At 37.4% G+C, this 12,947-nt stretch carries 13 protein-coding genes; all 13 read right to left on the reverse strand.

Features of this window, described 5'->3' with window-relative positions; all coding sequences use genetic code 11:
* Positions 1 to 117: 117 nt before the first annotated feature.
* Complete coding sequence (locus ACWZFG_RS03115) at positions 118 to 291, reverse strand: hypothetical protein (RefSeq protein ID WP_177505056.1); 174 nt, start codon at positions 289 to 291, stop codon at positions 118 to 120.
* Positions 276 to 407 carry a hypothetical protein gene (locus tag ACWZFG_RS03120; protein ID WP_455577038.1) on the reverse strand — a complete coding sequence of 44 codons (132 nt, stop codon included), beginning with the start codon at positions 405 to 407 and terminating at the stop codon, positions 276 to 278. Before ACWZFG_RS03120 ends, ACWZFG_RS03115 begins: the two co-directional genes overlap by 16 nt.
* 62 nt (positions 408 to 469) lie before the next feature.
* Positions 470 to 1,048, reverse strand: coding sequence for a GH25 family lysozyme (locus ACWZFG_RS03125; RefSeq protein ID WP_455577039.1), 579 nt, complete (start codon positions 1,046 to 1,048; stop codon positions 470 to 472).
* Between the two features lie 45 nt (positions 1,049 to 1,093).
* On the reverse strand, positions 1,094 to 1,255 hold the full coding sequence (locus tag ACWZFG_RS03130) for a hypothetical protein (RefSeq protein WP_177505058.1): 162 nt from the start codon (positions 1,253 to 1,255) through the stop codon (positions 1,094 to 1,096).
* Positions 1,242 to 1,559 (reverse strand): hypothetical protein, encoded by a 318-nt coding sequence (locus ACWZFG_RS03135; RefSeq protein WP_147668544.1) that lies wholly within the window; start codon positions 1,557 to 1,559, stop codon positions 1,242 to 1,244. The genes ACWZFG_RS03130 and ACWZFG_RS03135 overlap by 14 nt, the downstream gene beginning before the upstream one ends.
* Before the next feature lie 42 nt (positions 1,560 to 1,601).
* Positions 1,602 to 2,948 carry a LamG domain-containing protein gene (locus ACWZFG_RS03140; protein WP_455577040.1) on the reverse strand — a complete coding sequence of 449 codons (1,347 nt, stop codon included), beginning with the start codon at positions 2,946 to 2,948 and terminating at the stop codon, positions 1,602 to 1,604.
* Positions 2,948 to 4,303, reverse strand: coding sequence for a hypothetical protein (locus tag ACWZFG_RS03145; RefSeq protein WP_455577041.1), 1,356 nt, complete (start codon positions 4,301 to 4,303; stop codon positions 2,948 to 2,950). Before ACWZFG_RS03145 ends, ACWZFG_RS03140 begins: the two co-directional genes overlap by 1 nt.
* Complete coding sequence (locus ACWZFG_RS03150) at positions 4,304 to 7,369, reverse strand: phage tail protein (RefSeq protein WP_455577042.1); 3,066 nt, start codon at positions 7,367 to 7,369, stop codon at positions 4,304 to 4,306.
* Positions 7,370 to 7,381: 12 nt separating this feature from the next.
* The gene (locus ACWZFG_RS03155; RefSeq protein WP_455577043.1) at positions 7,382 to 8,278 is read right to left on the reverse strand and encodes a phage BR0599 family protein; all 897 of its coding nucleotides are present in this window, start codon (positions 8,276 to 8,278) and stop codon (positions 7,382 to 7,384) included.
* Positions 8,278 to 9,420: a hypothetical protein gene (locus tag ACWZFG_RS03160; RefSeq protein WP_455577044.1), complete on the reverse strand. Its 1,143-nt coding sequence runs from the start codon at positions 9,418 to 9,420 to the stop codon at positions 8,278 to 8,280. The genes ACWZFG_RS03155 and ACWZFG_RS03160 overlap by 1 nt, the downstream gene beginning before the upstream one ends.
* A gap of 85 nt (positions 9,421 to 9,505) precedes the next feature.
* The gene (locus tag ACWZFG_RS03165; protein ID WP_455577045.1) at positions 9,506 to 10,387 is read right to left on the reverse strand and encodes a hypothetical protein; all 882 of its coding nucleotides are present in this window, start codon (positions 10,385 to 10,387) and stop codon (positions 9,506 to 9,508) included.
* A gap of 11 nt (positions 10,388 to 10,398) precedes the next feature.
* Positions 10,399 to 11,505, reverse strand: coding sequence for a hypothetical protein (locus tag ACWZFG_RS03170; RefSeq protein ID WP_147668526.1), 1,107 nt, complete (start codon positions 11,503 to 11,505; stop codon positions 10,399 to 10,401).
* Positions 11,506 to 11,507: 2 nt separating this feature from the next.
* The gene (locus tag ACWZFG_RS03175; protein ID WP_455577046.1) at positions 11,508 to 12,944 is read right to left on the reverse strand and encodes a hypothetical protein; all 1,437 of its coding nucleotides are present in this window, start codon (positions 12,942 to 12,944) and stop codon (positions 11,508 to 11,510) included.
* Between the last annotated feature and the right edge of the window lie 3 nt (positions 12,945 to 12,947).

Here is a 12,947-nt window from a genome sequence, read left to right on the forward strand (position 1 = left end):
CTTATTTTATCACTCATGTTCTCATTTTCTCCTTTTATAATTTTGATGATAAAACAAAAGCGACAGCCCTTAGTTTTAAAGGGTTGCCGCTTTTATCATTTTTGGCCAGAGCTTTTACTATAGTAAATTTTGAATTACAACTGTAACTAAAGCACCTGCAACAAAACATACAACTGCAGTTTTCTTGATTTGTCGATTGTTGTATTTTGTAATTTCCTGTTGTGTTTTCACATCCAATTCTTTCACTTTTTCTGCAGTACCTAATAGTAAATTGATTAGTTTGTCAAACATTCTAATTCCTCCAATTTGTTTTTTATACTTTGAATTTCGGTTTGAAATAGGTTTCCACTTGCTTCCTCAAGATTGAGGAGAGCATCCCAAATTTCTAGCATTTCAAGATTGTTCATGCTACACCTCTTAAAATAAAAACCCCAATGAGAATTAATCATTGAGGTTTTTGCTATGTTATTTACTCGTAATAGATATTACAATCGTAAGGTAACTCATCAGACATATGGTCAGTATATTGCCACATCCGAACTAACTTATTTGGGAATTCTTGCTTAAAACTGTTTTCGTGATAATATTGTGCTACCCAATATGGAACGTAATCGGCAAGCTGATTAACATCAATAATGCCATTAGCAAGCCAATTATAAGAACTGTAAATCCCTACATATGTATAACCAACCTCATTCAACGCACATACAAATGCACTACATAAAGCAGTTACATCACCAGTAGTCATATCTCCATCTTCTGCATCATACCAAATACCTAGTTCTGGATTTATCCCATTTAAATATGTTTTGATTTGATTATCTACCCAAACTGCTTCGGCACGTGCTTCATCAATAGTAGCTGCATGCGCATAATAATAAACTCCATACTTTAATCCATATTTCACCGCATTATTAACATGCTCAACAAACATTGTATCAAGCCTAGTTCTTTCCCCTAACTTTAAAATTACTCCTTCGACTCCAGCCGCTTTCACCGCTTCCCAATCAATATTTTCTTGCCACGCACTAATATCAATTACTTTCATGTTCATCCAATCCTTTCACTTTAAATAATTCTAATAACATTAGTATTAAAATAAACTCAATAACATTGATAAAATCTTTGCATACGTCTCAAGTCCATCAAACGATTGACCTGTGAGTGCTAAGATAATGCTGATAATTAAAAACGCCAGCCATCCTGTGATGACTAGCGTCTTTTTTTGACTTAACACTTTTTTAAATTTTCTCATGTTGCTCACCTCCCTCCGTGGGAAGTTCCTGCAACTTGTGATACAAAGATGTCACAGTTCCATTTCCACCCAGATTATGATAAGCCTCATACATATTTGACACATTTTCTCGTGCATAAATTGGGCAAAATCCTTTTTCTATGTAGTGATTATATGATTGGATGATTCGATCACGTAAAATCGCTCTCATACCAATTCGCTGTGCATTACTTTCTCTTTTCGATTTCTGAATCACTGAAACCATATATGTAAAAACAGCACCGCAAATCATCTGCAACCAATACTGCACAATGAATTCCACCATTGGAATCGCCTTCTCCCCATAAAAAATAGAGCTTTTCAGCTCTTAAATCTTCTTTTCCCCTTCGCTATAGTTAATTTTGTAATCACCATTCGTCAGCAACTGCACCCTAAGAATATTATTTTGCGGATATCCATATTTATAATCAGTGCCATGAATTGCTTTATCCCAACTGCCTTTCATATCAACTTGCAATGTTAATTCATCGATTTTACATATATCAGAGGTATTCTCCTGTGCCAGCAGATAGGCAAATCCTATGCCTTCAGTGAGATTTAGTTCATCCCATGCACTGCGAGGAATATTTTGCATTTGTGCTATGTCAATCCCCGATACCTCTACTTGTGTAACATCGTTATGATTGATATGTTGCCATGCTTTGGATTCAAAATCATATGTCTTATATGTTATTAAATCTTCAGTGACAATTATTTTACAGATTCCATCCCCTGACACGCTTGATACTATTGAAACTTTGTCAATTCCTTCGAAACTTTGTGTGTTAATTAATCCTAATGGTAACACTAATTGGTCATTCGGAACTGCTGTTATCTTAGATTGGTAGGGAGTATCAATAATAGACAAGCTCAATATTTTAAATTTAGACATAGATAATAAATCTTCGGCAGTAGCCTTATTAAAATTAGTACTAATAAAAATATTATATTTTTCTAGGTCAGATAATGTATTCCAGTTATCAGATAATTTACTGAATGCTCCATTAACAACTCCGTACACTTGATTAGACATATTTAAATATAACTTATATGTTGTCGATAATAAATAATTAGTCGGAATCGAGAAAGAAGATGTCCACAAAGCCTCCCTTAGAATAACAATATCGTCTAAATATCCGATATTGCCAGAAGTTGAGCTTGTATAACCCCACTTACCTATGAAGGCATTACTACTAAGATTTAAATTGTTAGTTCCAGTTGATGTTCCCTTTAATGTTCCGTCAACAAAAAAATATATAGTACTTCCTTTTCTAGTAATTGCATAATGATGCCAATTACCGTCCAAATAAGTAGTAGCGGAGGCATTACCATGTATACTACCACTCAATCTTATGCATAAACCACCACTAGAATTTCTATCTTCAAGTTGAACAGAGTTGGTAGCACCGTTTACGGATTCTCCTAATACAATAGTATATTCACTTCTTACCCCACTTCTTTTGTTCCAAAATGCGATAGTAAAATCACCACTTATTGTTATTGCTTTGTTGCAACGTAGATAAGAAGTTCCATTATTAAAAAGTCCACATCTATTACCAAATTTACCTTCTGTAGCATACGTAAGATTCCCCATATTTGTCCATGTGTTGTCTGTTACTAAATCTTTTGCTCCACTTGCATCAAACCGAACACTTAAAGCTGTATTGTATGCCATTAATTTACCTCCTCTACATTTTTATATAAAGATAAATCTATAATACTACTTTCTTGCATAAACATATCTTCTAACATAACTTGCTCACTCATTTGAATGTCAAACACAGTTTTTAATCTCATATTCCCATCAAATTCTACGAACTCAGCATCATAAACAAAATCTGTTGCATCTGAATTATTAAATGAACAAGCTGTAACAATTTGGTCTTGTGCACCAGGTTCAAATTTAAGCACCTCTACTGCAGGCAGTTTAAATGTTTCTGTATAATTAATTATCAATTCTTCGATTTTCGGTGCAATTACACCTAATTTAGTAACCTGCAATACATTCCCACTACCACTTCCACTATTTACGGTCCGCCATTTCTCATTTCCAACGATCATATCTGATGAAAACGCTGCGCTTGATATATGATTTACAATAGCTCGGTAGATTACATCATTATAAATTACCGCTTCGTCAATTTCATATTCAGTATTTGATTTCCAAATTGGCAGGCTTGCACCTTTACCGGCAATGACTATCCAACTATTACGTTCAGTATTACTAAAATCATTTGACGTGTGCGAATTTACACATCGCAAAATACTATTACCGCGAACGACCACTTGATTTACTATATATTGAGTCTCGCCTTGCCAATCTGGAATATAACCAATCGTTAATTGCTGCCAATTACTTATATCTACTTGAAAATTACTTGATGTATGAGCTCTAATGCATCGATAAAGAAGATTATCATATACAATCAATTCAGCAATATCATAGTTTTGATTTTCCTGCCAGGTTATTGCTCCACCGGTAATGGTTTTTCCGTTGTAAGTAAATTTACCATTCACCTCAGATATTTTGTCTACTTTAGCTTTATCTGTAGAGATATAATCATTCGTAGACAGCCCTTTTCCTTCAACTTTATCAACCTTACCATCCAATGCATCAAGTAATCCAGTGATAGCTTCGATACTATGCTGATCAGGCTGATTTCTAAATTTTAAATCTCCATGATTCATCGATGTTGGACCACCAAAAAGTTTTAGTTTCCATACACAAGTACCATCGGTAATTTCGTCACCTTCACCATAACCTTGTGGTTCATTCGTACCGCTAGTACCTGGCGTAGTGCACATATAAAAACCCCAACTTGGACAAGTTGAGGTTCTTACGATATCTTGAATTTTATACGTTGTATTTGCTTTCCACAGTTCAAAATGTGCCTTTGTCGCCGCATGATTTACGCTTAGTGCCTGCTTGTCGAGCTCATCTATTGCACCGTTAAATTGCTGCCGAACCAATGGCTGATTCCCCAGTATTCGAGGAATGCCAAGGTTCGGCGTTTTTTCTAGTTCTGCCATTTACATCACCCTTTCTATAATCTTTGTGCCATCCCATTCATAATACATACTGCCGCCTGTTGCTGTTGGTACGAAATACGATCTAAAAACGTAGCCTGGTTGCATGGTGTAAAGTTCATATGTATTTTTTCCTGTAACAATCATGATTTGTCCATTTGCCACAAAGTAGTCGCCATCATAACTACAGATTGCATTTGCGGTACCGGCAGAAACCTTTTCACCTAAAATCACAATTGGCATATCCGTAAACATAATTTGTTTTGTCGTTGCCAAATCTCCATCAGGAATGACAACCCTATCAACAATACTCCAATTTGCTAAAAGTGCTGCACAATCACTCTCAGAAGCTACGCAATTTACAAGTGTAGGTATCGTCCAATCAAAAGAACGTTCTTGCGCTTGATAGGAAAGCAATTCCCCTTTTCGCGCATAGAGTTCAATCATCGTTTTTTCATTAAGAGAATTTAAATCATTGCAACGTTGTTCCCAGGTATAGGTAAATGGAGAAGAATCTATCGTATAATCTTTGCTTACTCCGGCAACCGTTACACGAGCGATATAATCGGTACCAACTTCAGCAACCAGGTCTTGTTTCGTCCAATACTCAATTTCATCATTTTGCGATACACAGCCGAAAGATTGCCGCTTATTGCGAGGTATAAAACTCATGCTTAAATCGCCGGCAATTTTATCTGTATGATATTGATCAGCTTGCAAATGTGCAGCCATTCTAATCTTCCCTGGTACACTAGGAAGTTCTGGTCTACGCGTAGTTGTAAGCTGTTTTGTTTTGGTATAATCCATTTCCTCGTCATGGTCAACTGTACTAGTTGTGATGTTGTACTGCTCGGTGACGATATTTCCTTCTCTGCAGACCGGACCGCCAGTCGTAACATTTGCATAGTAACTGCTTCGAATAAAGAAAACATTGGTTTGGGCAAAATGCTTTCGCGGTACCGTATCAAATACACCACGCATTACACCTTTTACATACCAATGCCCATTTGGCAACTGAGTCAGCATACTATAGGAAACAATTTCATCATCAATCACAAGCAACCTGCTACCTTTTCTCGCGACTGAGATATCCGCAATATTACTGCTTTCAAGCTCTTCTATACCACCTAAATCTGCTATTTCAAAGCCAAGGATATCTTCTACATCGCTAAATTCAGCAATATCATAAACGAGTCTACCTGTTGCCGACCAGTTCGACATACTGTTTGTACTTTGAAAAGGTGTATTTTGCTGTTGTCGCCAAACCGTCCAAGTTTGTGTTTTTGCATCTGGCTTTGCGGCAAAAGCTGATACATAGGTATCGTTACACTGGCAAATCTCCCAAGGAAGTTCTAGGTATCTAAAAGCTTGTACCCCAGTTGGGTACGTCTCTTCTTTTTCCCATTCGGTAGAACCGGAGAAGCCAAAATCGGTTTTAGATAGTCCAAAGATATCTTCAATTGCTTCAATCTTCACCTTGCCATCGATAAAATCACCAAAATCCACATCAGTAACGCGCATCAAGAGATTTTTAACGCCATACGGTTCCCAGTTAACCTTTATTACATCACCGATACGAACATTTGACAGCTTACGATTTCCTTCAATACTCCCTGTTGCCAGTGGATATGATTGCTCATTTATTTCGCGTTTAGCGGCCCAAAGCGCATTTTCAGCAGTAGTGAAATAGTTGTAATTATACGATTTCGTTGTTTGCACGCCATTATTTATTTCAATATTCGCTGGATCAACTGCAGGAATTGTGCTTTCTTCATACATTGCTTTTCTATCCGTATATCCAACAGATATCTTTGATATAGTCTGAGTCCAATCAAGCCTAGTAAAAGTGAAACTACTCGCATTTGTTGTATCGACAACTTGAACCTCATCCACATTATAATCATCACGAATTAGCTTGAAAGTGAGTCTTCCTGTAATCGGATCAGAGTATTTGACAGCATTAACATGAGTGCAAATATCATCAAAAAGACTTCTTGCTTCTGTCGTATTAGTAATCGGTATGGAAATTCCTATTCCTTCGTCGGCTAATGTTTTGCCGATTTTCATCAATGATTCTTTATCGATGCTATCTGGACTTTCAGCCAAGCCCCAATCTTGATTCGTATGAATTAAAAATAAAGCTTCGGCCGGATTTGCATCTTCACCAACAGGTCCTAATCCTAAATAATTCGGACAATCTTGAAGTTCAATCCACGTTTCAGGAATTGTAGCAGATTTTCCAATATACGCGGTTGGAACAACAATGCTGACAAAATCACGATATGCAGGAGTGAGCCCTCGAAGTTCAAGCTGTACACTTTCGTTTGACATTTGCTGAACCATCCAAGGATCCGCACCTTGATTATCCCCACCAAGATACGTTTTGATTTCACCGATAAAGCCTCCATTTTCATCTGGACCACCAAAGAGCTCATTATCATCTACAGAGATAGAAAAAGGTGTGGTTTGGTGATTCTCCCTTGATTCATCACCTTCCCATACCTTTTGTTCTTTCATGTAGATTGCTCGAAGCCGCATTGTTGGCGAGGACCAGCAAACGAGGAATTGGTATCCAAGAAAATATTTAAAGCCTTTTTGAATTGTTGTTTTGAGATTACGACCGTTGATAAGCCAAGACAGAAGCCACATAAAAAGCGAATTGATGAGTGGTCCTACAGCCATATCCTTACCCCAGATTTCAACAGTAACAGGAGCTTTCCCATCTTTGGTATCTGCACTCCCTTTTCCTTCACCTTTTGTCGTTGCAGGAGAAGAAATATACTGCGCAATAAGTGCAAACACGAGCGGCCATGCATTAAAGTTTGCATGCGCAGCGTAGGTTTCTGTATATTTATCTGCCCTAAAATCTCCAAAGTAACTGACGATTGGTGATTTAACAAGGCATCTTCCAATCACTACAGGAATAGGACTACCGATTTTCGTTTCATTACTTCCGACATTTAAATCACTTGGATCCATTTCAGTTTCACTAGAACTATTTGAACTTTTATTGAGAAAATATAACGCTAGTGTAGATAGACCCCAGCCAGTAAATGCATTTAATCCCATGCCTATCCCTCCTTACAATTTAATAGTACCAACAAATCCGTCGGTATCGCGCTGCACAACTAAACTATCCACCCAGTATGCGCCTTTACCTGTCGGATTTTTTTCACTGTCAGTAGGTGGACAATAAGGAACGCCGCTAAAATTCAAAGCATTTTTATACCTTAGTGCACACGTTTTAAAAAGATGGTCACATCCGGGCATCACCGTCACATTGTTTCGTGGCGTATTCATGAATGGGTATTTTATCTTGATTACGTTTCCTTTATGCTGGGCAATCATCCGGACATATCCGTCAAAATAGATTTTCCCACCGGTAAAATAGTCATCTTCATACTCGGCGAGTTTTTGTGAGAACACTTCTAACCCGTCTACTTTATCGATAAATATTTGGACTGCGTAATCTTCTTTATTTAGTCTGCATTTATGATCAAAAATTACATTGTTGCAGTAATATTGATTCATTCCGTTTGGTAATTCTTTATTAAGCCAATTCTCTTGTGTGACTGTAATCTCACACTGCGAATCTTTAAAACTTACCTGCGAAACTCTCGCAAATAAAACTACATCAAACCGTGCTAAGTCAGGTTCATGCGCCCGATACACAAGCACAGTTACCGGTGTTTCTGGTGGTGGCCCTTGATATAGTTTGGCAATCGCATGATCTTTGGACACAGTGATTATAGAGCTACTAATGGAACCGGTACTCCCTGGTTTTACATTGCTTCTAGAAATCACTTCGGCGAAATATTTTTCTGTACGCGTGATGTTGTTTTCCGTCACTTGAAGTTCTATATCATTTGCTGCACTCGTGTACAAATAGTTCATATCCTGATAGGTAAATTTGTAGCATTCAACCGGAACGCCATCTTGCACGGAATTCTCGTATTTTTCAATATTGCTTTTTGCCATTATTCATCCACCTCCACGAAATTCAAGTCCATTGTAGAAATCTCTAAAGTATCATGATCTATCGTTAGCGCATCATTGCCAAAGCGGTATCTGCAGAAGAATGAAATCATGGCAACCTGTTTTTTCAGCAGCGAATGAGTAAGCGGATTTTCTAAGTAAATCTTGCCATATTTGCCTGTATCGTCAATTGAATAGCCGGCGATTTTCAGTATTTCGCAAGTACCATTTAAGTAGAAAATAACGATTGTCCTTCTGCGCTTCGATTTCGCATAATACTTCCAAAACATATTGAAGTTTACCAGAAGATAAATTTGTCCGCTTGGCATATCGCCTGCAAGTTCTAAATCATTCATCCATGTTGGTGCGTAAAACGATTTGAGCATCCCTTTACAGCGCATAAAAAAACGCTGAAAGTTGTATCCTTCAGCACGTGAGATTCCCATATATTTTATTTGCCGTGTTTCGGCCGTGTCATAAGATTTTAAATCAAACCGAAATACTCCCGTTTCATTATCCAAGCGATTTGCATTTTTGCTATAGTTTGCCGCTATATTATCCAGCCATGGCGGTTCGTCCTTAAAGACTTCAGCTCCCATATAGGTATCCGGTAAACCTCTGTCCGGGCAGGTATCTCGCATGGTTGTTTCTACATGAAATTCATCCCAGGCTGGTGGAAATGCAGGTGCATTTTGATTTTGCAACAGTTCAAGATTAATTGTCATTGTTGATAGATTGGAATGCGTGTTTGAATAGTTATCTTCCTGCTGCAGAACGCCATAAAACACCGGAACAACAACGGTACTAAAAGCCTCCCAATCTGAGGTAAGCTGTTTGGTAAGTCCGATTACACCGTTTGCTGTGATGTATTTGATATCGTATTTTACGCCACCGTCACGATCATTTGTCCAGAGCATTACAGAACCAATATTCCTATAGCCCCAAAGTGCTGCTGTTGGAATTGTTATATTTGCTTGCCCTTTGTACTGTTTTATCTCCAGCTCACATTTTGCGTGCCATAATGGGAATTGTATACGCTGTGTTTGCTGTCCGAAGGTTAGCATTCTCAGATACTGACTTTGCCATGTTTCGTTGCCAATATAGTCATAGGAAACAAATCTTCTTGGTTCGCTCCTGAGTGCCATGCGCTGTTCACTGCCATTCCATGCAGTATGAATTTGCGTTTTATATTCAAGTTTCTCAACTATTTTATCTGACATTTTACCCCACCTACCACATCGGACTTAAATCAAAGATTGTATCTTCAATTTCTATTGAGCTGCTTTGCCCAAGCCATTTAAACATTTGCCAAAGCATCCAGGGTTCATAGCAATGTTTATCCGCTTGCATGATACTCATAGACACTGTATATGCCATCAGATAATTTGCGATTTTTACATAAACGCCATTTCGGTCTACAATTACACGTTTTCCTGTACCGCCTGTATCTACAAGAGAAATGTTTTTTGTAAAATCGGCTTTTGCCGCCAGATTGATAATAAGTGCTTTTAAGAAGGTTCTCAGCTCTTCAATTGCACCCATACATTCGTAAGTATCACTTCCAGTGAGGTTTGTTTCATCAGCTAACCAATCATACAATCTTTTATAGGCAACATGAAGTACACCTTTTAAATATTGGTCAAATTCACCATACATAATTGTCATTACCGAACATTCACGATTTGTTTTCTGCCTGCTGCCAATCAGATACACATCATCGTCATAACTAGCATCAAGCAAATATTGAAATTGATGACTTTCTAAAATATATGCTTCAATGCCTAAATCACTCCAGGACGATATTTTTCTGATTGTTACGAGGGAATCATTTTCATCGGTGATCGTGAGAGTGCCTTGTCCAATATTCCACAGGTAAGTATACCCTTCTTGTAGTTTATCAACTGCAATCGGCTCTTTGTCTCCCCAAAGAACTGATAATAAATCTGTAAAATCCGGTGTTGCCTCATCACCATAGATAATAGAATTTTTATTTTTCCCTATTGAATTAAGTGGTTTCAGCTTTGTTGAAAAATAAGGTTTTGGAGGCTTACTTAGACTTTTTGTGCCAAAGGAAAAACCACCAAAACTAGGATGCATTTGTCCGGTCGGCATCATTCATCCCCCTATTCTTCTTGTTGCAATGAAAAACCGTCCATACCATAGATACCACGTCTGCGTGTATACGGAAATACTTGATGAAGATACCCGGATTTCGGATAACTGATTTCATAGGTTTGCGCTGGTGCAACATTTCTCATTGAAATAAAATAGATTCCAGGCACATATCCAACTGGACTAAAATTTCTTAATCCATCTGGATCACGAATCACATAGGCAACAAGATTCATATTGACTGTAATACAATTAAGCGTATTTACATTTACTCCTGTATCAGTACTTGATTTACTTTGTAGTTTTGTATAATCAGGTACATTTGCGTTCCATGCGGATGCTTTTACCTCACTTGTTTTTACAGGTAATCCTAATTGTTTGCCGGTATAGCAATTTGCAAATGAAGCTATACTGTTTTTCCCCGCACTTGCCCAAAGAACAGATGGCAGGCGAATTGGTGCAGCATCAATATCCATTCGAAGAAAAGTGTTTGCCTCAGTTGTCATTGAGAATATAGGCTTAGATTCTGTTTCAATTGTTGTTGCATCAAAAGATGACGAAGCAGTAAACATATTGTAACTGTTGCGACTTCCAGAAAAAATTAATCCCCCATCCCAATTGCCGACTTTTTGAAGATATCCAACTGCTAGATGTTGAAAAACTCCACTTGTTTCTATGCTAATTACTAACATCGGGGTAGGATTCATTATCGAATTCATATAAAGCGTATGACTTCCATTCGGATTTACTGGGATTCCTACACCTATTGCTTGTTGCGTTCCATATTCACGAACTACATTCGGTTGATCATACCAATAACCCGATGCTGGTTTAGAGGTGTATGCAGTTGCGCATGTAAGCCCTATTCCATGTGCATTTGTATCATTTTTTTGTGATGGAAATATCTTTTTCCCATTGGCACTTCTAAATACTGCAAATACATTTCCATCAGGACTTTTCACTGCTAATCTAAGTCCATCACTGTTAGCACTGCCATCTATCGGCAAATCAGATATATTATTTTCTAACACTACCCAGCCTTGATTTGCGGCATATTCACTGATTTTTTCCATGATTGCATTTGCATTTGTAAGTTCAGTAAACTTCTGATATGCCATTGTTATTCCTCCAATCGAATAACAAGATTCATCATTCTTGCTATTTTTTCATTTTTTAAATCTCTCGCTAAGAGTACATTTAAGTCAACATCATAGATAACACCTGCTTGGCCAAATAAGTGAAACTTTCGCTTTTCCCACACATTTGGCAGCATTAAATATTTTTTATCGTTAATCGTAATTTCACCATATCTAACTGGTGCATGACTCGGATAATACATATAAGGAATTTTTCCTAAAACACCTTTTCGTTCTTCGTCTGCTTGCATAAATTCAACCGGTTCTAATTTATAAATATAGTTATCTTGGTTTTTATCATATACATGAGAAAAATCCGTAAGATCAGCGTCAGTAGGTCTAATATAAAAATTTATTTTACTTGGTCTTATTGGCTCAGTTCGCAAAAAATAATGTTTGGTAATACGACTTCCATTACAGCTATGCTCGCTTACTGCATTTAAAGGTTGTACATAATTAGCAAACCCTTGCCATCTACCATCTGGAAGCATAAGCATGGCTTGTGTAGGGCAAAGAGGATGATCTATGCCTGCTGTTGCAAATACAGGTATTCCATGACCTAGATGCCAGTTATCAGGATGATAATCTACTTTTAAACCGATAACAGCACTAGGAGTAATTTGATTTGAAGTATATTTTACGTCTTTTCCAAATGGCACAAGTCCACTTGTGCCACCAATTACAGCAGTAGGAAAAGCGTATTCTTCATGATCATAAGGATTCATCAATCCAATAAATGCACTGTCCCATTTTTCTGCATTGTTCATCACAATAATAAGGCAGTGCCTATCTTTAAGCAGCCAATATTTAAAATTTCCAATAGTCGGTCCATTGCTATCTAAGGACAATGAAGGATATCCGACTCCTGGATAAACCGGAGGATTAAAATCTTGCATATAAGGATTCGCGTTACCTATTTTCGTTGTGTATTGCAAATTCATTAAAGGTAAATCTGTAAAATCCATCCCTCCGGCCTGCTCATGCCAGTCTAGCAATTCACTATATTGTTTAAATGCGCCTAAATGTAGAACTTGTGCCGAACGTTCAAATATATCGGGGGTTTCTGTAAACGTATGAATAGCATTTTCAGTTCTTATTTCATTTCCACTTACAAAAAAATCTTGCCCATTTTGTTTTAAGCCTTTATCGCTCCAAACAAAATATGTAGCAAGATTTTCTTTCTGCATCAACCAATTTTTATAAGTATCGCCTTTAACAATTGTATTCGGCATAAGTCCAATATAGCTAATTTCACCGTCTTTAAATCCATGCGCTTTTAATATAGTACCTCTTGGCCATGGTTCGTTACGCATAACCTTCCAAACATCTTTTCCATGAATCGTTTCATCCGTAACCCATACAACGATTTTGCGAATCAAGTCGTTAAAATCTGTTGCTATGCCTTTTGTATAATTGAGCATATT

The organism is Anaerosinus sp. (assembly GCF_965318445.1).